Below are 21,105 nucleotides of genomic sequence, written 5' to 3'. Positions count from 1 at the left end.
TACTGTTGTGTGTTTCAGAGTAATAAACGGAGCTGCTGTTTTGGTTAATCAGACTAATCCGTAAATTAACCTCTTTGTTTTGAAGTGTTGTGCCATCTTGTTTTTGTATGGCGGCTTGATAGTTAAAACCTTGTTGTTGTGCTGTAGCCGTTAAAAATAGTGCTATACACAATAAAGTTGATAGTAAAATTTTCTTCATATTATTTGATATTTAGTTAATTATATATTGTCATTTTTTGATAATGTAAATTAAAACAAAATAACTTAATGATGCAATAGGTAATTTTACGGAGTGGGCGTAGGTATTTCCCGCAAATTTTTATAATATATTGAAAATAAGGGGGTGTGTTTTGATATATATCGGAATGTAAAAAATGTTAATGATTTGTTAAAGATCTGAGTAATAAATCAAAAGTACTTTGACCCTTTATATTGTAATTATCATTTAATTGAATTAATTGTATAAAAAACAAATTAACGTGCAAAAAGAAGTAATAAATTCTTATTTTTGACTTTTTCTAGTAAAAAGAATTAAAATCTTAAGGCTACTGTATCAAGTAATATTTTGGTGAACTAATAAATACAAAAATAATTAACTAACTAAACAAAATCACTATGGGATTATGGTCAAAAATTAAGGGCGAATTTATTGATATTATTGAATGGCTCGACCCTACACAAAACACAATGGCTTATCGTTTTGAGCGATACAACAATGAAATTAAACATGGCGCAAAACTAACTGTTCGTGAATCGCAGGTTGCGGTATTTATTAACGAAGGTGAAATTGCCGATGTTTTTCAACCCGGCATGTACACTTTAGAAACACAAAACTTGCCCATTTTATCAACTTTAAAGGGTTGGAAACATGGATTTAATAGTCCGTTCAAGGCAGAAGTCTATTTTATTAATACCAAACAGTTTGTCGATTTGAAATGGGGTACACCCAATCCGGTTATGTTGCGCGATGCCGAATTTGGACCAATCAGAATACGTGCTTTTGGTAATTACTCAATGCAGGTTACCGATGCAGTCAAGTTTATTAAAGGTATAGTCGGCACCGATGGAAACTTTACTTCTGAAAAGATTTCCGAACAACTGAAACATATTGCAATCACTCGTTTTACAGACGCTATTGGCGAAAGCAAAATACCTGTATTAGATATGGCTGCCAATTATAACGAGGTGTCATCTTATTGCGAGGGGCAAATCCGACCCGATTTTGAAGAGTACGGCATTAACCTTACAAAATTTTTGATTAGTAGTATTACTCTGCCACCAGCGGTTGAGGAGGCTCTAGACAAGCGTTCAAGTATGGGTATTATTGGTGATATGAATAAATTTATCCAATATCAAACAGGTGAGGCAATGACAGCGGCAGCAAACAATCCTTCAGGCGGAGCAGCAGCTTCTGGAATGGGTATGGGTATGGGCTTTGGAATGGCAAACCAAATGATGGGAGCTATGGGACAAGCACAACAACAAGCACAGCAACCTCAACAGCCTCAACAAGGTACACCTCCTCCAGTTCCTCCTGTATTGGCGTTTCATGTAGTAATAAATGGGCAACAAGCAGGACCGTATGATATTAATACATTAACATCTATGGTAGCTAGCAATCAGTTGACACCTGAAACATTAGTTTGGCGACAAGGAATGGCAAGCTGGATAGCTGCAGGACAAGTTCCCGAGTTGGCTTCGATATTTGGTGCAACTCCGCCACCTGTGCCACCAGCACCTCCTGTTGGTTAATCAATTAATAAAACAGAAACCTAACACTGTAACAGTTCAGAGTTATAAGGTGTTAGGTTTCCGTTTGTCAATCTTAATAAATGTTTAATAATTTAAAATCATAACAAAACTAAACCGAACCAAATAATGTATGAAGAACCAATAGTAAGCAAAAGTAATCAAGCCGAAGTAACGTGTCCATCTTGTGGTGGAAACCTATTGTACAATCCCGGCACAACAACCTTAAAATGTGAACATTGTGGTACGGATATTGAAATTGAAGAGAGCGACTTAGCAATCGAAGAGCTTGATTTTGAAGAACATGCAGCCACTCTTTCTGAAGATGTTGAGCAGCAGACAATAACCACAACACGTTGTGAAAGTTGTGGGGCACACGTAACATTTGATCCGAATATTGTATCGGACAGATGTCCGTTTTGTAGCAGTATTTTGGTTGTACAAAATCAGGAGACTTTAACCCAAATAAAACCCGGTTCTGTTTTGCCTTTTGAAATAGATATTAATAAGGCGCATGAGCAGTTTAGAACATGGATAAAAAAACTTTGGTTTGTACCTAACAAGTTGAAGAAACAAGTTACACACAGTGAAGCACTAAAAGGCATTTATGTCCCTTTTTGGACGTATGATGCGGAAACTTTTACCAAATACAGAGGTATGCGCGGAGATGATTATACCACAACTGAAACCTATACCACAACAGAAAACGGCAAGCCAGTAACAAAAACGCGAACAGTTGTCAAGACCCGCTGGTCATTTGTGTCAGGATCAGTTGATCATTTTTTTGATGATGTTCTGGTATTAGCCTCAAAATCACTACCAAAAAAATATGCAGACAGGCTTGAGCCCTGGGACTTAGAAAACTTGGCACCGTTCGATGAGCGTTTTTTAAGTGGTTATAGAACAGAGACTTATCAGGTAGATTTGAATGAAGGATACGATGAGGCGAAGTCTGTAATGTCTCAAGTAATAGACACTTTGATAAAGGAGGATATCGGTGGAGATCATCAGAGAATTACCTCTAAATCAACAGACTATAATGATGTAAAGTTTAAACATATTCTTTTGCCAATTTATATCAGCGTTTATAAATTTAAAAAGAAAGTTTATAGATTTTTGGTTAATGCTCGTACAGGAGAGGTGCAAGGAGAACGCCCATACAGCGTATGGAAAATTATATTTACAGTTATATTATGTATAGGTGCAGCTGTTGGTTTATATTACCTGTTTCAAAAGCTTTGATTCTATTCTTTATAAAATGCGAAGTGTAAAAAATGGACAAATTGATTCTAGTTATTGGTCAATGGTTTTATTTAATCCGATTTTTGCACTGATGTCGAAATTTAATGATTAAAATAAAAATAATGGGAAAATTATCGCAATTAGAACCAAAAGAAGTATGGAAATACTTTGAAGAGATTTGTGCAGTGCCACGACCCTCAAAAAAAGAGGAGAAAATAATAGAGTATATCAAACAGTTTGGCATAAAGCACAACTTAGCCACCAAAGTTGACAAAATTGGTAATGTGTTGATACAAAAACCTGCAACTAAAGGGTGGGAGGATCGAGCAACAATCATACTCCAAAGCCATATGGATATGGTTTGTGAGAAAAATTCAGATGTGAAGTTTGATTTTGAAAAAGATGCTATTCAACCGTATATTGACGGAGAATGGGTAAAAGCAAAAGGCACAACTCTAGGTGCTGATGATGGTATTGGAATGGCTGCACAGTTGGCACTTTTAGCGTCAAAAACAATAGAGCATGGCGATATCGAATGTCTCTTTACCGTTGACGAGGAGACAGGGCTTACCGGAGCATTCGCTCTAGAGCCGGGATTTATGAAAGGGAAAATATTGTTAAATCTTGATTCCGAGGACGAAGGAGAAATTTTTATTGGATGTGCCGGAGGTATAGATACCGTTGCAATCCTCGAATATGCGCCAAAAAGCATTCCAAGTAAAAGCAAGGCGTTTGCACTTAAAGTATCGGGACTTAAAGGAGGTCACTCTGGTGATGAGATAGACAAAGGCTTAGGCAACTCAAATAAAATAGCCACTCGTTTTATGATGCAAGCATCAAAATTGACCGATGTGCGTATAGCTTCTTTTGATGGAGGGAATCTTAGAAATGCCATACCACGCGAAGCTACCGTAATATTTGTAGCTCCTAAAGGCGATTCCATACCATTAAAAAACCTATGCGAAAAATTTTACACAGAAATTAAAAACGAGTTAAAATCAACAGAACCAAACGTATTAGTTGAGATTACAAGTGCAGATATGCCGAAACATGTTATTAATCGCAAAGCGCAGGAGAAACTGTTAAATGCTCTACATGGTGTTTGGCATGGTGTTGTTGAAATGAGCCGTGATATCCCCGGACTTGTTGAAACATCAACAAACCTGGCATCTGTAAAGTTTATCGGTAAAAACAGAATAGAAATCACAACAAGTCAGCGCAGTTCAGTTGAATCGCAAAAGCAGGCAATCGCCCAAACTGTAGCTTCTGTTTTTGAACTTGCTGATGCTGGAATTGAGCATTCAAGCGGTTATCCCGGTTGGCAGCCAAATACTAAAAGCCCTATTTTAGAGATTTCAGTAAAAGCATATAAAGATCTTTTTGGGAAGAAACCACTCGTAAGAGCAATTCACGCAGGTTTAGAGTGCGGGTTGTTCTTAAAAAAATATCCCGATTTAGATATGATATCGTTCGGACCAACTTTAAGAGATGTACACTCACCTGATGAGAGAATACATATAGGTTCAACTCAAAAATTCTGGGACTTCTTAATTGAAGTTATCCAAAAAGCACCGTTAAAAAAATAGATAGTTAATATGTTATCTTACCAAAGTCTCCAGTCATTATTGATTGGAGACATTTTGGTTAAAAGTGAAGTATAATATGTTTTTTAATCAGATATCTACGCTCAAAAAGTCCATAATAATAGCCTCAGTTTTTTTGGTAATAGTTGCATTATCAGGATATTGGGTTTACTATATAACATTCCACAGACCCGTAAAATTTAAGCATGAAAAAAAATGCACAATATATGTTACGCCAGAAACATCGTGGGAGGAGTTGGATTCAATGCTCAATAGATGTTTCAAACTGGAGAATAATCTTGCTTTTGAACGTATCGCTAAATATAAAAACTTGGAAAAATCCTTCAAACCCGGACGCTACGTTTTTGAAAGATCGATATCAGCAAACGATTTGGTTAATACTTTTAAGTATGGAAGGCAAACTCCTATTAATGTGGTGTTTAACAGTTTAAACAACTTAAATGAGCTGGCAGGGAAGTTGGGTAACCAGATGATGTTTGATAGCATAGATATACAAAGAGAACTGTCTGATAATGAGGTTATTGAAAGTTTTGGGTTTAATAAAGAGACATTTCCCGCAATGTTTATTCCAAACAAATATCAAGTCTATTGGACTGACACGCCGATGGCTTTTCTAAAACGTATGAAAAGAGAGTATGATAAGTTTTGGAATCAAGAGCTAGTAGAAAAAGCTAAGATGTTAAATCTTACTCCCATTGAAGTCTCTATTTTAGCTTCGATTGTTGAAAAAGAGAGTTTTGTTGCAAGCGAAATGCCAACTATTGCAGGTGTTTACCTAAATCGTCTGAAAGCAAATATGCCATTGCAAGCCGATCCAACTGTGGTTTTTGCAACAGGGAAGTTCTCGGTGCGACGAGTGACAAAGAAAATGTTAGCAGTTGAGTCTCCGTACAATACCTATAAAAACACAGGTTTGCCACCTGGACCAATCTGTATTCCCTCTATTCAGAGCATAAATTCCGTATTAAATCCCCAAAAGCATGAATATTTGTTTTTTTGTGCCTCTGTAAAAATGGACGGTACACATGTGTTTGCCAAAACATTACGTCAGCACAATGCAAATGCAGAAAAGTATAGGAAACTGTTAAATAAAAAGAGGATTTATAAGTAGTATCATTCAAAACAAACAATTATGCAAAAAACTATAAATAGACTGAAACCTATAATTGCAATAGTGTTGATACTTATTTTATATCGTATCATTGCGTTTGGTATAAAAACATGTTTGCCGTTCGATACTTTCAGTTTTATTAATTTTCTGTCTGATATTTTGGCGTTTACCTTAACATACTATGTTGTCAGGTTTTTTGTTCGCAAAAGTTTTAAAAACGAGGTGTCGTGGTGGATAGTGCTGTTAATAAGTATTTTGCCTGCAATAGTTATAATTGTTCTTTTTAGGATACTTCTACTACTTATATTTTAAGCAATTAACAATGAGCAATGCGTTGCACTGAGCGTAGTTGAAGTGTGCAATGAACAATTATGAAATATAAAAATTAAAAGCAGTTGCGACTCTTGTGGTTGCACAAAATTTAATATTCCTTAATTCATTAATGGTTCGATATTATTTGGGCTTCAGTTCGAATATAGAAATGACTGATTGTCTAAAGATCTTATCATATAATCCTAAAACTATTATTTGAAAGACGTAAATTATTCCCATATTTGCGCTCTGAAAAATTCAGCTATTTATTACAAGTATCCAACCCGCTAAATCCTAATGTATTTGGGCTCAAACAATTAGGGGTGCCTTTATTGGCAGTTGTGTTTTACTCCCGAAGTTGCAGAATTTAGTGGTAGTTATCTGTAATTCAATGGTTTTACACCACTAAATTTAAATTTATGGAATCATTTTTAGAAACAGGCTTAAGTCAGGAACTGTTAGATGCAATTGAAGATCTAGGTTTTATAAAGCCAACACCAATCCAAGCCGAAACCATTCCTATTCTACTTTCAAGTGATAAAGATGTTGTAGCATTGGCACAGACAGGGACAGGTAAAACAGCCGCTTTTGGATTGCCTGCTATAGAGCTTACTGACAGTGATTTAAATTATGTTCAGACTATTGTTTTGTGTCCTACACGAGAACTGTGCCTTCAAATAACCAAAGATTTGAAAAACTACGCCCAGTTTGTTAAATCACTTCGAATTGCGGCTCTTTACGGAGGCGCAAATATTGTCGCACAAATTCAGGAGCTAAAACGTGGTTGTCACATAGTCGTAGGTACTCCGGGTCGCGTTATTGACCTAATAGATAGGGGAGTCTTGAAACTTCAAAATGTTAAACGTGTTGTTCTTGACGAAGCCGATGAGATGTTGAACATGGGCTTTATTGAAGATTTGGACACTATTTTAGACAAAACGCCTAAAGAGAAGCAAACGTGGCTTTTCTCGGCAACCATGCCTGCGGAGATAAGCAGGATTGCGCAAAAGTATATGACCGATCCGCACGAAATTGCAGTTGGAAAACGTAATGCGGGTGCTGATAATGTTAAACACGACTTCTATTTAGTTCAGGCAAAAGATAAATATGCCGCACTTAAACGTATTTGCGATATTAACCCTAAAATATATTGCATTGTTTTTTGTCGCACACGACAAGAGACAAAAGAGGTTGCAGATGGCTTAATGGCTGACGGTTATAACGCAGATGCTCTGCATGGCGACCTTTCGCAAGCACAACGCGACCACGTAATGGCACGTTTTAGACAAAAACACTTGCAAATTTTAGTTGCTACCGATGTTGCGGCACGTGGAATTGATGTTGATAACCTTACACATATTATAAACTACAGTTTACCAGATGATCCTGAAGTCTATATCCACCGAAGCGGACGTACAGGTAGGGTAGGACGTAGTGGCACGTCTGTGTCGATAATTCACTCACGTGAACAGCATAAAATAAGGAATTTTGAACGTCTGTTGAAAAAACCGTTTAATTACGTGAAAGTGCCCAATGGGCGAGAGATTTGTGAGAAACGACTCTTCAATCAAATTGACAAAATCGAGAATATTACGATAAATCCAGATGTTGCTCCATACCTTGATATAATTTATAAAAAACTCCAATGGCTTGATCGTGAGCAACTAATCCAAAGGTTTGTATCGGTAGAGTTTAATAGATTTTTGGAGTATTACAAAGATGCACAAGACATTAATATTAAGCAAGATACGAAAAAACGTGAGGAGAGAGGCTTCAGAGACTCGAAAAGATTTGATGATGGTAGGGGAGGTAAACGCTCATCGAGAGGCTTTGGTAGCTCTGATGTTAAAGGATTTACAAAACTCAAGATTAATCTTGGAAGTAAAAACGGTATAAAACCAACGCGTTTAATAGGTCTTATAAACGACCGCACCAAAAACCGCGATATAGCTTTCGGCAGAATTGATGTCTCAGATAACTATACAGTTTTTGAAGTATCATCAAGACATGTTAACGAGGTTGCCAACACTCTGTTTGGCGCAACAGTACGCGGAGTAATTGTTGATATTGAGGTATTTAAAGGTAGTGGCAAAGCAAGGGAAAGAGGTGAAAATATTTCCGACGGCAAGCGTAGCTCGCGAGGAAGCCGTAACAAAAAGTAGAGACGGAGCATGCTCCGTCTCTACAATGCGTTGATTTAGCGAATTTTAATTTGACGTGGTCCTTTTTTAATCGCTTGTTCTTTTTTAGGAATTACGATTGAAATAATTCCGTTATCTTGTGATGCCGTTACCTTTTCTTGGTCTAAATAGTTAGGTATTGAAAAGCTGCGGCTAAACTCTCTTGAGCAGAACTCACGGCGAATGTAATTTTTTTTCTCTTCTGTGTCTTTCTCCTCAATTTTTGCAGAAACAGTTAAGACATCGTTGTTTAAGTCAATGTTTACATGCTCTTTTTTGAAACCAGGGGCAGTTAGTTCAATGGTAATATCTTTCTCGTTGTCGAGAATGTTTACGTTTGAGCAACCACCTGCTGCGCTTCTGTAGAAATTTGGCATCACCTGATCGTTGAAAATTGAGTCAAAAAGTGAAGTCATTCTTGGTTCTTCGTTAAAAATACTTGGTAACATAATAATATCCTCCTAAATTTTAATGTTATTGTTAAATTAATTTATTGTTCTACTAACAATATTGCAATAGATATGCCATCGCAAAAATATTAAATTAAATGCCAAAATGTCAGTAGTTGTTTAATTTTAAACTGCCAAAACAGCAGTATGTAAACTTTAAACACATACAAAAAAAAGAGACGCCATAATATGACGTCTCTACAATACATTGACATTTAGTTGTTAATTGCTCTTAAATTTTACTTTTTAACTAAAAAGTCTGTGTTAATCCGTTTAATCCGTGTCATCTGTGTTCCAATTGCTACAGTTTATATCGTAACCCCAAGTAGAAAACTCTTCCCACAATCGGTCCCCAAAGCATTGAAGCGTCGAAGTTTCCGCCAAATGGGTCACTTGCTCCAATTATTGGATTCTTTTGTTTGAAATCGGTAATATTTTCTGCCCCACAGTAAATATCAAATTTACCTATGCGAAAGGTTATTTGTCCATTAAGCAAGATATGCTCGGGAGATTTTTCTGGCATTTGCATTTCTTCTGGAAGCCATGATGTGTCGGGTATCCGGCTTGAACCGTTAAACTGTGCTGTTAAATCGAATTGCCACCTTTTGTTTTCGGTTAAGTATGATCCGGAAATCAACCCTTTATAGCTGTTAACAAACGGTTTGCGTTGAAAGGTACCGTTTATTGTTGTTTTGACGTCGCTGTATCGTATTGCCGCGGTTAGCTCGAACTGGAATAGAGGCTCCAACTTTATCTCTATCTGGTAGTTGTTGGCAAACGATTTTCCGTTAAGATTATAGAAACGGACTTGTGTTCGGTCTGCGTCAACGTCAACAATCATCTGATTTACAAAGTGTGTGCGGTAATATTCGGCGGTAACTGTGGCTTCGTTGCTAAACAGAACAAACGATTGAGATAGGTTTAGCCCATAGTTCCAAGCCTCTTCGGGCTTAATCTCTTCTTGTACAATAAATTGGCGACTTGAAATCATTAGCCCCGTATTCTCGGCAAGCAGGTTGGGTAGCCTGTAACCCTTGCCAATTGAGCCACGAACGGTTGTGTGCTCAAAAATATTGCTACGTAAGTGAACCCTCGGAGTAAAAAACAGTCCATGTTTGTTGTGATAATCGCCACGAACGCCAAAAATTCCTGTAAAATGCTCATGATAATGAAAGGTGTATTGACCAAACAGTCCTGGAATAACATCTTCACGATTAAAATCGGTGGTGTCGAACATTTCATTATATTTATCATAGATACAGCTCACACCGCCATTTATTTTGTGCGACTCCGATTTTATCTTATCTTCATAAATAATGTTTCCGTACAGAGTGTTTTGGTTTCCGTTGTAATCGCGTATTCCGTAAAAAGATTTGTGTTCGTGATATGTGTAGTTTAGTCGCGTTTCGATTATTGCATCAGAGTGTTTTGAGACGAAAAAGCGACTGTTTGCATTCGCCTCAAAACGATTTGTGTTAATGACTAAGCCATAAAAATTAGCTGCGCTGTCGCCAAAGTATCCTAATTGGCCACCTTCGCGTTTTTCTTGCATAAGACTGAAACCAAACCGAGACTCCAATACACCGTGTTTTTCGTATCTATATCGGTTTGTGATATTAAATTTTTTTACTAACGGATTGTCGAGAAACGAGTCGCCATTACGGTCAACTTTGTTGCTAAGGTTTTCAATATGAGTCATTAACATGGTTGACCAATCGTGGTTGATTTTTTTTGCAAATATCAGACTGTTTTCAATTCGTCCGAAGTCGTTGACAAAAAGGTTTAGTCCGAAATCGGTATTTTCGGGTCTTTTAAGCTCAACGTTTATCTGTCCGGTTATTGCCTCGAAACCATCTACAACGCTCGATGTTCCTTTCGCTACTTGAATCGACTCCATCCACGGACCTGGAATAAATGACATTCCTAAAGGTATCCCTAATCCGCGAAGTGTAGGAATATTTTCAGCCATCATTTGACTGTAAATGCCTGCTAAGCCGAGCAACTGTATATGTTTTGCTCCTGTCATGGCATCGCTGTATGATACGTCAACAGAGGCGTTGGTTTCAAAAGCTTCAGAGAGATTACAACAAGCAGCTTTTTGTAATTCTCTGTCAGATAGCACGTTAGTTAATATAGGGTCGACTCTTGAATAGTGTGAACCCGATTTTCTGGCTTTAACAACAATTTCGCTTAGCTCTTGACTCTCTTTGAGGTTGACTACAATTTTTTCATTTACCGAGCTGATCACTATTGTGTCAGTTTCAAATCCAACAAAACTTACAATTAGTTTGTGTGGAAGTTTTGTGGTTACGGGTAATGTAAAGTTGCCGTCTGTGTCGGTTACAACTCCATGTGTTGTTCCTTCCCAGTAAACACTTGCTCCGATAAGAGTTTCAACGTGTTCGTGATCGCCGTGCATATGTGATGTTACTACACTGCCTTTTAGTTCTTGTGCTTTTGCCACTATATTGAACAGTGCTAATATTATTATGGTTAATGAAATTTTTTGCTTCATTTGATTATGTGTTTAATTATTATTTTCTGTATGAATATAGGTTAGTGTTAATTTTCTGTATATTAGAATATTAACTAAGCTGTTTTATAAAAAAACAGTTACGAAAGAAAACAATAATCAAACTTTAGCTGATGAATCGATTTAAGCAAATCAATTCCTGAGATAATAATTGGTGGGGGATTGACAAAACAGTAGATAAAATCTTCTGTAACAACAGTTTCATCTGCATCTGCTGTGTTGATGCAAAACAATATATCTTTTGCAAAGCTGTACTGATAAGATAAATCAAGAGTACGCTCTACCGTATTGTTGTAGTGGTATTGTATATAGGCCTTAGTGATTACACAACACTCATCGTCATTATGTGTTGAGTTGTGGTTTTCTTCTTTGTGGCTATGGTTGATATGGTGTATCAAATGGTGCTGGTGGCATGCAGAAACTTCGTCAACAAGAGAAATATCTGTGACATTACATGTCAGGCATTTATGGAAATACAACTTTATACCTACGCTTGTAACGAGAGTTAAGGTTGCTAATGTTAATGCAAATATTTGTTTTAACAATATTCTCATTAATGATGATGTTTTTTGCTTTGCTAAATTACAAAACATTCAGCAATTAGGACAAAGAAAGCACGGATTAAACAAAATTACATAGATAAAAAATCCGTGTAAATCCGTTTAATCCGTGTTATCTGTGTTCCATAAAATTTTAAAACAGTCCAGTAATGTTGCCGTTTTCATCAATATCAATACTGTTTGCTGCAGGTACACCTGGAAGTCCAGGCATTCTGATAATTTCGCCTGTGATAGGAATTACGAAACCTGCGCCGGCAGCTATCTCTATTGCTCGCACGGTTATTACAAAATCTTTGGGTCTGCCAAGCAAGTCGGGATTATCCGACAGTGACTTTTGTGTTTTTGCAACGCAGACAGGCAGATGTTCAAGTCCTAATCTTGCAATGCTCTCTAAATCAGCTTTTGCGCGTGGAGTGTAGTCAATTGCTTCAGCTCCATATATTTTCTTTGCAATGATTTCAATTTTTGCCTCTACGGATTGATTCCAATCGTATAGAGGTTTGTATTTTTCAGTGCAACAACTAATAACATTAACAACCTCGTTGGCTAAGTCAATAGCTCCCTCACCGCCTTTTGCCCAAACGTTTGCCTCAACGGCTTTTACTCCATATTTCTCGGCTACATGATCAATAATAAACTTAACCTCTTCATCGGTATCAGCAGTAAAACGATTTATTGCAACAACCGCTTTTACTCCAAATTTCCTGATGTTTTCGATATGCTTATCCAAGTTTTCAATTCCTTTGTCCAGAGCATCAACATTAGGTTTGTTAAGATCAGCAATAGGTACTCCTCCATGATATTTCAAAGCTCTGATTGTAGCTACTAATACTACCGCTTTTGGAGACAACCCACTGTATCCGCATTTAATATCGAAAAACTTCTCGGCCCCAAGGTCAAAACCAAATCCGGCTTCTGTAACAACATAGTCTGAAAGCGAAAGCCCCATTCGGGTTGCAATTACAGTGTTTGTTCCTTGTGCAATATTTGCAAATGGACCACCATGAATTATAGCTGGTGTGTTTTCTATTGTTTGTACCAGGTTGGGTTTGATAGCGTCTTTTAAAAGAGCAGCCATTGCTCCCTCGGCTTTCAAATCGCGGGCGTAAATAGGCTTGCGGTCGTATGTAAATCCAACGAAGATATTTCCTAATTTGTTTTTCAAATCATTCAAATCGTTAGCGAGACAAAGTGCAGCCATAACTTCTGAAGCGGCAGTAATATCAAATCCTGTTTCGCGTGGCACACCCATTGAGCGACCTCCTAACCCTACAACGATATCACGCAATGCGCGGTCGTTCATATCCATAACACGCTTCCATGTTATTGTACGAGGATCAATACCTAAGCTATATTTTTTCGAGTGTATATTGTTGTCTATCAATGCAGAAAGCAGATTGTGAGCTTTCTCAACAGCTGCAAAGTCGCCTGTAAAGTGAAGGTTGATATCTTCCATAGGTAATACTTGGCTATAGCCACCACCTGTTGCTCCACCTTTTATACCAAAAACAGGTCCCAATGATGGTTCACGCAATACAACCGTTGCATTTTTTCCTATTCGGTTTAAGGCTTGAGTCAAACCAATACTTACCGTTGTTTTCCCTTCTCCTGCAGGTGTAGGCGATATTGCTGAAACCAATATAAGCGAATTTTTAGCAACATTATCCATATCAATAAGTGATAATGGTAACTTAGCTTTATATTTACCGTACTGCTCAATCAATTCATTGTCAATGCCTAAGCTTGAAGCAATTTCAGTTATCGGCTTCATTTTTGCATTTTTGGCAATTTTTTGATCACTGTTCATTTTTTTATACAATTTAACTGTTTATTTATAAATTTATTTTTCACTAGTAGTTAACAGTTATGTTAACAAATATTTTTGTAAAATCCAAATAACACTATAACAACATAACATCGGAATTGTTATCAATTACAAAGATATATTTAATATTGAAAATGACTGTATGCAATTCCGATTTCAAAATCATAGATTTGTGTTTTTAAAAGTTTTATTGCAATTTTGTAGAATATCAATACATTGTAAATATTAAAACACGCAATATTATGACTGAAACACAAAAAAAAGAGCTTAGAGATGCTTCAATAATAGCGTTACGCGACTGTATGGGTCTTAAACCTGAAGAAACTCTATTAATAGTTACCGATGAAATTAAACGCGAAATAGGACAATCATTACACGAAGTAGGGAAGGAGTTGTGCAAGGAATCGATATTGGTAGAGATAAAATCGAGAGAAATTAATGGTCAGGAGCCACCAGCGTTGATATCAGAGCTTATGAAAAAGGTTGATGTTGTGGTTTGCCCTACTGCAAAATCGCTTACACATACCGATGCTCGCAGAAATGCTGCAAAAGAGGGTGTTAGATTTGGCACAATGCCTGGAATTAATATCGATACCATGATACGTTGTTTAAACGCCGATTATGAAAAAATAATTTCGCTTACCGATTATATTATCGAGAAACTTCAAGGTGTACAAAATGTTAGAGTTGTAACCGCAAAAGGTACCGATATAATAATGCCTATTGGAGGTCGAAATATATTGCCAAGCAAGGGTGTGCTTCGTGAAAAGGGTGAAAGTGGAAACTTGCCATCTGGAGAGGTATATTTAGCTCCGTGGGAAGATAAATCAAACGGAAAGGTTGTTATAGACGGCTCAGTTTCAGGTATAGGAATGTTGGAAGAACCGATTGTAATTGAGGTTGTTAATGGATATGCCGAAACCATTAAAGGTGGGAAACAGGCAAAACAGTTAGAGGAGATGTTAGACAAAACGGGTCGTGATGCACGAGCAGTAGCAGAATTTGGAATAGGAACCAATTACAAGGCAATTCTAACTGGACATATTTTAGAAGATGAGAAAGTTTATGGAACAATTCACGTAGCCTTTGGTAACAACCTTTCAATGGGAGGTCGTATTTCTGTAAGCTCACACATAGATGGTTTGGTTAAAGAACCCGATGTTTATTTTGACGATAAGCTTGTAATGACCAAAGGAAAAATTATCGGATTCGAAGTATAAACAATTAGTCGTATAGACTCATTCGAAAACCATTATAAATTAATAGCAAAGAACTTTATTGCAGTCTGGTGTTAGTTACTAATTTATTGACACCCAATTTTTTTGTGTGTAGGGTAAGGTATATTGTCTAGAAGCTCCGCTAAATCTAATAGACTGCGGCATTTAGAAATTGACTGAGTGTCGTTAAACTCGGGAACGTTTGTTCTTTTCTGTGTATTGGAATAGATTTCAATAATTTTTGCATGCTTTGGCGAGTTGGCTTTCAGCTCATTAACAAGAAGTTCAAACTCTTTGCAAACCTCGCTTTTTTTATAGTGATTTTCGTGCGCAAAGTTTAAATATTTGACTATCTGAAATGCATCGAACTTTCTTAGTAGGCGTTTGTTGAAAGAGTTTAAATGTGCACATTTAGAGTTACACTCGTTTATTTTATCAATAAAGTTTGTCTCTTTCCAGTAATCGCTTAATGCTTTGGGGGCGTTATCAATGTAACTATCAATGTATAAGCTATCTGCACCAAATAGAGTTTGGATATTTTCTAAAAAATATCGCAAATCTAAAATACTTTGCAAACAGTAGGTTTTGTATGAAAACCTGTTTTCAATAATCTGTTTTAATGCTGGTCCGGTTCCGAACGGCACTCTATCAGAAAAGCGTGCTGAGGGGAAAACCATTGTATTATTTGCAATTACTGTTCCACCAAGCGGAAATAGTTTATTTAGGAAATAGAAATCCTCGCCTGCATTTTTTCGGTTCATTCCCTGTTGCTCAACATAAACCGAAGCCTTGACAGCAAAAGCCGAACCTACGGTGTGATAAGCCCATTGCCAGCCAATATACTCCATTGCCAATCTGTAATATCGCAGATAAAGCTCATATAGCATTATTGCATGACATAGGCTCTTGTCAATATCTTTTTTTGGGTGCACAAAAGGCACAACTGCTTGACGTACAGAATTGTTGTTATAAAATAGTTTCTCCAACTCCGATAAATAGTTTTGCATAACCGTTGTGTCGGCATCTAAAGATATTATAAAGTTCTCGGGTCTGTTGATATCGTTAAATCTTCTAATAGCCTCGTCCATGCCAACCTTGCGGGCATAACCGGCTCCTGCAAACTTTTTTCTTACAGCTCCGAGCCAAATGGGTAGAACTTTTATTTTGTCGTTTTTAAGTTGCTTTGAAAATTCGACAAGTCGGTCAAATATCTCTTTGTTGTAGTCATGTGTCTCTTTTGGCTTGCCCTCGGGGAAATTAACCACAATAATAATTTCAATAAATCCCTCGGGCGGATCACATTGGCATAAAAGCTTTACGTTTTCTAAAACGTCTGGTTCTGAGCAACATGGAATAACAACAACCCCCGACAACGAGTTGTCAGGGGGAGTTGAAATATATCGTGGGTTTTGCCCTATCAAGTAGTTGTTGGCAAACGTCATTTGTAGTGTTATTTGTTTTGGGCTGCTCTGTACTCGGCGTTTAGACCCTCTACTATTTCGTTAGTAATATTTAGGTTTGGATTGCCGTGCATGATTGTTCCAAGACCTGTGTTTGTTAATATTAAGTCGTAGCCAGCAGACATGTTGTAGCGTTCGACGTAACTTACAATGGCTTCATAAAGAATTTCGTTTAAGCGTTGTTGCTCAATCATTAGCTCTTCCGTGAGTTTTGCTTCTAAATTGTCCAATCTCTCTTTTTGCTCTAACAGTTCCCGTTGTTGCATCTCCATTGATGCTTGTGACAGAAATCCGCCTCGCTGTGCCTTTTCTTGAAAAGCAAGATAATCCTTTTCAAACTGTTTTGCCTTTTTCGTAAACTCATTTTCACTTTTTTGCCTTTTAGCCATAAAGTCTTCGTTCATTTTTATGGACTGCTCGTAAGTAAGTAGCACAGAATCAATGTTAACGTATGCAATATTAATATTTGTGCTAATAGAGTCTTTAGTGGTTTCAACTGCAGTCTTATTTTCTGCGGATGTTGTGTGTTTGGAAATAGCGTATCTGTCTATAAATAACCATATTACCAATACTCCAAGAACGATAAGTGCAATATTCTTTATTTTTTCCATTTTTTTGATAGTGTTAATAGTTTAAATTTTGCGCAAAGTAAGTAAAACTCTTTAATATTTTAGGTGTTTTTATATTACTCATTGTTCTCAATTTTTTTTGCCTCTTGCCAAATTGCTTCCATTTCATCAAGAGTCATATTGTGTAAGTCTTTGCCTTTCAATAAAGTCTGTTCTTCCAAATAATTGAAACGCTGTATAAATTTACGATTTGTCATTTCCAATGCCTTTTCGGGGTCAATACCGTACAGCCTTCCGGCGTTAATCATTGCAAACATAAGGTCGCCAAATTCGCTTTCAATCTTTTCGGTGCTGTTTTCGGGATTGTTGAACTCGTAGGTTAGCTCGTTAAGCTCCTCCTGCACTTTGTCCCAAACCTGCTCGCGATATTCCCAGTCAAAGCCAACTCCGCGTGCCTTTTGTTGTATCCTAAAAGCCTTAATCATAGGAGGTAAGCCAGATGGCACACCCGATAAAACACGCTTTTCGCGATCCTTCTCCTTAAGTTTTATCTTTTCCCAATTCTCCTCAACCGTCTTAGAGTCATTGGCTTCAACATCTCCGTAGATATGCGGATGTCGGTGTTTAAGTTTTTTTATCAACGTTTCTATAACGTCGTTTAGTGTAAACCACTCTTTTTCAGTGGCTATACGTGAATAAAAGACAATATGCAGTAAAATATCGCCCAACTCTTTTTTTATCTCGGCCACTTCTTTACTCAATATAGCGTCAGATAGTTCAAAAGTCTCTTCAATAGTTAGTTGTCTGAGTGATTCTACCGTCTGTTTCTTATCCCAAGGGCATTTTTCGCGCAACTCGTTTAATACATCAATTAAATGTCCAAAATTTTTGACTGCTTTTTCTTTATTAGAATCCATTAGCTTCCTCAATATCAAATGTTTCCACCATCCAAGCCAAAGGGGCTTCGGTTGTAATATCTCTTAAACGCTGTTTAATTACCTTGTTCAACTCCGAACGCCTAAAGAGGTCTAACTTGGCTTCGGTGTTGAAAATCATAATAATAAACACACTCATATGATTCTCTTTTTCGCGTAGAATGTCAATATGGTGCAACCCATCAAACGACATCAATTCATCTTTGAACTGTTTTACAAGCTCCTCGAAAAGCCCCTCGGCATCAGGCTTTATCTTAAATTTAATAATTCGCGTTATCATTTTTTCTCAATTCTGATTTTCGACAATAAACCAACTCCAACCGATTCGTCTAAACGATAATTCATTTGACCAATCTCCAACAAACCTAAAGTGTTAAATATAGCAAAAAGTTCTCCTTCGGGGCTATCGATTATAGCGCTAATTTTAGTTATTTCATTCTGACGTCTCAAAACAGTAATGCTAAATTGCTTATCCTCAATGAAATCCTCGAAAATTTTGCGTGTGATATTTGTAACTGCGTTGCCATAACCATTTATATACATCACATTTCCGACCATAAATTTTGCGCTTATCTCAGGTCGTATTTTTGCAACAAAAGGCATCTCCGACACAGGAGTACCCAAAGTGTTTATATCCTCGCCGTTAAGCAGTTTGGCAGCAGGTTTAAGCAACAGATCTAACTCTGGAAACGTGGATTCTTGGTTGTTTAACATCCACATTTCGGGATTTTCGTCGTCGTCGAAAATCGAAATAAATGCCTTGTTGTCGAATCCGAAAAAAAATTGACCTTTGTAGCTGACAGCCACAGGTAACGCACTTTTTCTGTTGTTGAAACCCCGAACCCCGCTGATATGCACAGTTTTCTCAGGGTAAGAGTTGTAGCATGATTTTAATATAAAAGCCGCCTTTTGTATATCAAACAAAGGCACACGGTGCGATATCTCAACTAACTTTATATCAGGACAATGCGATAACATATAACCCTTAACCGCTCCGACGAAGTAATCGTCATCGTTCCAGTCAGTTATAAGGGTTATTGTCTTCATATCTTTGTAAATATGTTGGTCTGGTTTTGTACAGAGTTTATACGTTTTTAAATTTATGTAATTCCAATTTTATGTGCGAATTTATGTATTTTTGTGCTCACATAAATTTTTGGCTTAAAAAGTATTTTACAAAATTAACATATTTTGAACTATTAATCACTTTATGATTGAACGTATAATTGAAATTTGTGATATTGAACCTGTAATCCTTTACGGGGTAAACAATTCTAATTTCGATCTTATTCGACAACTGTTCCCACAAGTGAAACTTATTGCGCGTGGAGACCTGCTCAAAGTAATAGGCGAACCTTCTGATGTCGATTTTTTTACCGACCGCTACTATCGTTTTGTTGAGCATTACAAACGTTTTGGAAGTTTAAAAAGTGAGGATATTGTAAACCTGTCTGATTCCGATTCGCATAAGTCAACTGCTGAACTGCAAAGTGATTTAGATGTTTTGGTCTATGGCAATCATGGGAGAATTATAAGAGCCAGGACAGCAAATCAGCAACTTATTGTTAGTGAACATCTTAAAAATGATATGCTTTTCGCTATTGGACCTGCTGGCAGCGGAAAGACATATACAGCAATTGCGCTTGCCGTTAGAGCGTTGAGGAACAAGGAGGTAAGGCGTATTATCTTAACCCGCCCTGCCGTTGAAGCCGGCGAACGACTTGGATTTTTACCCGGCGACCTGAAGGAGAAAATCGACCCATATCTGCAACCTCTCTATGATGCCCTGAACGATATGCTACCTCCCAGAAAATTAGAGTCTTACATCGAGGAGGGTATCGTGCAAATAGTTCCGCTGGCATTTATGCGCGGTCGCACCCTCGACAACGCTTTTGTTATTCTCGATGAGGCGCAAAACACTACTATAAATCAGCTTAAAATGTTCCTTACCCGAATGGGACGGCATTCAAAATTTATTATCACTGGCGATATCACCCAAATCGACCTGCCTGTAAGCGAAAAGAGTGGATTGGTACATGCTCACAAAATTTTGGCAAACATCGCAGGTATCAGCTTTGTTGAGCTTGATGAGACAGATATTGTGCGACATCCATTAGTTATCAAAATTGTAAAGGCATACAGTAAAGAGAGGGAAAAAGCTAAGGAGAGCAAAACGAAAGATAAAACAAAAGAGTAATCGTAAAAATTTAAATATGAGGGCTTTAACAAATACCAATTTTAATTTCAAAGGGCAAAAATCTGTTTATCACGGCAAAGTCCGTGATGTATATAATATCGACAACAAAACTCTTGTAATGGTTGTAACCGACAGGATATCAGCGTTTGACGTTATTTTACCCAAAGGCATTCCATATAAAGGACAGGTGTTGAACCAGATAGCAGCAAAATTTTTAGATGCCACAAAAGACATTGTTCCCAACTGGAAAATTGCAACACCCGATCCCATGGTAACTGTCGGCTTGAAAGCCGAACCATTTATGGTTGAGATGGTTGTGCGCGGATATCTGACTGGACACGCTTGGCGTGAATATAAGTCAGGGAAACGTTCTCTGTGTGGGATAAGTCTTCCTGATGGCATGATTGAGCACCAAAAATTTGCAAAACCCATAATAACTCCAACAACAAAAGCCGTTGAGGGACACGATGAAGATATCAGCCGCGAGGAGATTATTAAACAGGGATTAGTCTCCGAAGCCGACTACAACGAGTTAGAGAAAATCTCCCTTGAGCTGTTTAAACGCGGAACCGAAATGGCTGCACAAAAGGGACTTATCTTAGTTGACACCAAATATGAGTTTGGAAAGGTTGACGGAAAAATAATCCTTATAGACGAGATACACACTCCAGATAGTAGTCGCTATTTTTACGCCAAAGGTTACGAAGAGCGTCAGGCAAAAGGCGAGCAACAGAAACAGCTTTCCAAGGAGTTTGTGCGTGAATGGCTTATAGCCAATGGCTTTCAAGGAAAAGAGGGACAATCCGTTCCGGAGATGACTGAATCATATATTGAAAGCGTAAGTGAAAGATATATAGAGCTTTACGAAAACATCGTAGGCGAAAAATTTCACAAAGCCAGCGCGGGGGAGAATATTGAGGAGCGTATTAGGAAGAATGTTGAGTTTTTTTTAAGTAGCAATGTTGTTTAAATAAGTGCTTAGTACAAAATAGTTATAAGCCGGCTATGTTGTTGTATAGCTGGCTTTTTGTTTTGAATATGGAGCACTGATTAAATGTATTTGTACATATTTTTAGAACAGTATCTTTTATTCTGAGAGTGTTGGAGCAAAACTCAACCTGTCGGAAATTCTGACAAGTTCGAAAAGATGGTAGCAGAGAGG

At 37.4% G+C, this 21,105-nt stretch carries 19 protein-coding genes; 9 read left to right on the top strand and 10 right to left on the bottom strand.

Features of this window, described 5'->3' with window-relative positions; all coding sequences use genetic code 11:
• Nucleotides 1–199 (bottom strand): hypothetical protein (locus tag GX311_07160; protein ID NLK16157.1); only part of this gene is annotated, 199 nt, incomplete at its 3' end.
• Nucleotides 200–615: 416 nt separating this feature from the next.
• Between GX311_07160 and GX311_07155 the strand changes: the two genes are divergently transcribed.
• The 6 genes from GX311_07155 (at nucleotide 616) to GX311_07130 (ending at nucleotide 8,180) form a co-directional block, all read left to right on the top strand.
• Nucleotides 616–1,752, top strand: a complete 1,137-nt coding sequence (locus GX311_07155; protein ID NLK16156.1) for an SPFH domain-containing protein — start codon at nucleotides 616–618, stop codon at nucleotides 1,750–1,752.
• A gap of 126 nt (nucleotides 1,753–1,878) precedes the next feature.
• Nucleotides 1,879–2,991 (top strand): hypothetical protein, encoded by a 1,113-nt coding sequence (locus tag GX311_07150; protein ID NLK16155.1) that lies wholly within the window; start codon nucleotides 1,879–1,881, stop codon nucleotides 2,989–2,991.
• A gap of 122 nt (nucleotides 2,992–3,113) precedes the next feature.
• Nucleotides 3,114–4,577, top strand: coding sequence for an aminoacyl-histidine dipeptidase (locus tag GX311_07145; protein NLK16154.1), 1,464 nt, complete (start codon nucleotides 3,114–3,116; stop codon nucleotides 4,575–4,577).
• A gap of 76 nt (nucleotides 4,578–4,653) precedes the next feature.
• Nucleotides 4,654–5,706 (top strand): endolytic transglycosylase MltG, encoded by a 1,053-nt coding sequence (mltG, locus tag GX311_07140; GenBank protein ID NLK16153.1) that lies wholly within the window; start codon nucleotides 4,654–4,656, stop codon nucleotides 5,704–5,706.
• A gap of 21 nt (nucleotides 5,707–5,727) precedes the next feature.
• On the top strand, nucleotides 5,728–6,018 hold the full coding sequence (locus GX311_07135; protein NLK16152.1) for a hypothetical protein: 291 nt from the start codon (nucleotides 5,728–5,730) through the stop codon (nucleotides 6,016–6,018).
• Nucleotides 6,019–6,437: 419 nt separating this feature from the next.
• Nucleotides 6,438–8,180, top strand: coding sequence for a DEAD/DEAH box helicase (locus GX311_07130; protein NLK16151.1), 1,743 nt, complete (start codon nucleotides 6,438–6,440; stop codon nucleotides 8,178–8,180).
• Between the two features lie 35 nt (nucleotides 8,181–8,215).
• On the opposite strand, the gene GX311_07125 is transcribed toward GX311_07130, so the two are convergent.
• The 4 genes from GX311_07125 to GX311_07110 form a co-directional block, all read right to left on the bottom strand.
• Nucleotides 8,216–8,647 carry an Hsp20/alpha crystallin family protein gene (locus GX311_07125; GenBank protein NLK16150.1) on the bottom strand — a complete coding sequence of 144 codons (432 nt, stop codon included), beginning with the start codon at nucleotides 8,645–8,647 and terminating at the stop codon, nucleotides 8,216–8,218.
• Nucleotides 8,648–8,948: 301 nt separating this feature from the next.
• Nucleotides 8,949–11,162, bottom strand: a complete 2,214-nt coding sequence (locus GX311_07120; GenBank protein ID NLK16149.1) for a TonB-dependent receptor — start codon at nucleotides 11,160–11,162, stop codon at nucleotides 8,949–8,951.
• A 98-nt stretch (nucleotides 11,163–11,260) separates the two neighbouring features.
• Nucleotides 11,261–11,734 carry a hypothetical protein gene (locus tag GX311_07115; protein NLK16148.1) on the bottom strand — a complete coding sequence of 158 codons (474 nt, stop codon included), beginning with the start codon at nucleotides 11,732–11,734 and terminating at the stop codon, nucleotides 11,261–11,263.
• Nucleotides 11,735–11,873: 139 nt separating this feature from the next.
• Nucleotides 11,874–13,547, bottom strand: coding sequence for a formate--tetrahydrofolate ligase (locus GX311_07110; GenBank protein ID NLK16147.1), 1,674 nt, complete (start codon nucleotides 13,545–13,547; stop codon nucleotides 11,874–11,876).
• A 260-nt stretch (nucleotides 13,548–13,807) separates the two neighbouring features.
• On the opposite strand from GX311_07110, the gene GX311_07105 reads away from it, so the two are divergent.
• Nucleotides 13,808–14,785: an aminopeptidase gene (locus GX311_07105; protein ID NLK16146.1), complete on the top strand. Its 978-nt coding sequence runs from the start codon at nucleotides 13,808–13,810 to the stop codon at nucleotides 14,783–14,785.
• An 83-nt stretch (nucleotides 14,786–14,868) separates the two neighbouring features.
• On the opposite strand, the gene GX311_07100 is transcribed toward GX311_07105, so the two are convergent.
• From GX311_07100 to GX311_07080, 5 genes are all read right to left on the bottom strand, one after another.
• A complete protein-coding gene (locus GX311_07100) occupies nucleotides 14,869–16,224 on the bottom strand; it encodes a hypothetical protein (GenBank protein ID NLK16145.1) in 1,356 nt (451 codons plus the stop codon).
• A gap of 8 nt (nucleotides 16,225–16,232) precedes the next feature.
• Entirely contained in the window at nucleotides 16,233–16,853 is a 621-nt protein-coding gene (locus tag GX311_07095; GenBank protein NLK16144.1) for an OmpH family outer membrane protein, read from the bottom strand.
• 74 nt (nucleotides 16,854–16,927) lie between these two features.
• Nucleotides 16,928–17,728 (bottom strand): nucleoside triphosphate pyrophosphohydrolase, encoded by an 801-nt coding sequence (gene mazG, locus GX311_07090; protein NLK16143.1) that lies wholly within the window; start codon nucleotides 17,726–17,728, stop codon nucleotides 16,928–16,930.
• Entirely contained in the window at nucleotides 17,718–18,026 is a 309-nt protein-coding gene (locus GX311_07085; protein NLK16142.1) for a hypothetical protein, read from the bottom strand. The genes mazG and GX311_07085 overlap by 11 nt, the downstream gene beginning before the upstream one ends.
• Nucleotides 18,023–18,793 carry an SAM-dependent chlorinase/fluorinase gene (locus tag GX311_07080; protein ID NLK16141.1) on the bottom strand — a complete coding sequence of 257 codons (771 nt, stop codon included), beginning with the start codon at nucleotides 18,791–18,793 and terminating at the stop codon, nucleotides 18,023–18,025. The genes GX311_07085 and GX311_07080 overlap by 4 nt, the downstream gene beginning before the upstream one ends.
• A gap of 163 nt (nucleotides 18,794–18,956) precedes the next feature.
• On the opposite strand from GX311_07080, the gene GX311_07075 reads away from it, so the two are divergent.
• Nucleotides 18,957–19,943, top strand: a complete 987-nt coding sequence (locus tag GX311_07075) for a PhoH family protein (GenBank protein ID NLK16140.1) — start codon at nucleotides 18,957–18,959, stop codon at nucleotides 19,941–19,943.
• A gap of 16 nt (nucleotides 19,944–19,959) precedes the next feature.
• Nucleotides 19,960–20,913 carry a phosphoribosylaminoimidazolesuccinocarboxamide synthase gene (locus tag GX311_07070; protein ID NLK16139.1) on the top strand — a complete coding sequence of 318 codons (954 nt, stop codon included), beginning with the start codon at nucleotides 19,960–19,962 and terminating at the stop codon, nucleotides 20,911–20,913.
• The last annotated feature ends 192 nt before the right edge of the window (nucleotides 20,914–21,105 follow it).

The sequence above is a fragment of the Bacteroidales bacterium genome (genome assembly GCA_012519055.1).
Classification (GTDB): domain Bacteria; phylum Bacteroidota; class Bacteroidia; order Bacteroidales; family Salinivirgaceae; genus JAAYQU01.
This window is presented reverse-complemented; position numbering and strand designations above follow the sequence as displayed.

Excerpts from the sequence above, each read along its gene's own strand:
- GX311_07070 (NLK16139.1), top strand. The coding sequence starts at position 19,960 with ATGAGGGCTTTAACAAATACCAATTTTAATTTCAAAGGGCAAAAATCT.
- GX311_07075 (NLK16140.1), top strand. The coding sequence starts at position 18,957 with ATGATTGAACGTATAATTGAAATTTGTGATATTGAACCTGTAATCCTT.
- GX311_07130 (NLK16151.1), top strand. The coding sequence starts at position 6,438 with ATGGAATCATTTTTAGAAACAGGCTTAAGTCAGGAACTGTTAGATGCA.
- GX311_07150 (NLK16155.1), top strand. The coding sequence starts at position 1,879 with ATGTATGAAGAACCAATAGTAAGCAAAAGTAATCAAGCCGAAGTAACG.
- GX311_07115 (NLK16148.1), bottom strand. The coding sequence starts at position 11,734 with ATGAGAATATTGTTAAAACAAATATTTGCATTAACATTAGCAACCTTA.
- GX311_07080 (NLK16141.1), bottom strand. The coding sequence starts at position 18,793 with ATGAAGACAATAACCCTTATAACTGACTGGAACGATGACGATTACTTC.
- GX311_07125 (NLK16150.1), bottom strand. The coding sequence starts at position 8,647 with ATGTTACCAAGTATTTTTAACGAAGAACCAAGAATGACTTCACTTTTT.
- GX311_07145 (NLK16154.1), top strand. The coding sequence starts at position 3,114 with ATGGGAAAATTATCGCAATTAGAACCAAAAGAAGTATGGAAATACTTT.
- GX311_07100 (NLK16145.1), bottom strand. The coding sequence starts at position 16,224 with ATGACGTTTGCCAACAACTACTTGATAGGGCAAAACCCACGATATATT.
- mltG (NLK16153.1), top strand. The coding sequence starts at position 4,654 with ATGTTTTTTAATCAGATATCTACGCTCAAAAAGTCCATAATAATAGCC.
- GX311_07135 (NLK16152.1), top strand. The coding sequence starts at position 5,728 with ATGCAAAAAACTATAAATAGACTGAAACCTATAATTGCAATAGTGTTG.
- GX311_07155 (NLK16156.1), top strand. The coding sequence starts at position 616 with ATGGGATTATGGTCAAAAATTAAGGGCGAATTTATTGATATTATTGAA.
- GX311_07095 (NLK16144.1), bottom strand. The coding sequence starts at position 16,853 with ATGGAAAAAATAAAGAATATTGCACTTATCGTTCTTGGAGTATTGGTA.
- GX311_07105 (NLK16146.1), top strand. The coding sequence starts at position 13,808 with ATGACTGAAACACAAAAAAAAGAGCTTAGAGATGCTTCAATAATAGCG.
- mazG (NLK16143.1), bottom strand. The coding sequence starts at position 17,728 with ATGGATTCTAATAAAGAAAAAGCAGTCAAAAATTTTGGACATTTAATT.
- GX311_07085 (NLK16142.1), bottom strand. The coding sequence starts at position 18,026 with ATGATAACGCGAATTATTAAATTTAAGATAAAGCCTGATGCCGAGGGG.
- GX311_07110 (NLK16147.1), bottom strand. The coding sequence starts at position 13,547 with ATGAACAGTGATCAAAAAATTGCCAAAAATGCAAAAATGAAGCCGATA.
- GX311_07120 (NLK16149.1), bottom strand. The coding sequence starts at position 11,162 with ATGAAGCAAAAAATTTCATTAACCATAATAATATTAGCACTGTTCAAT.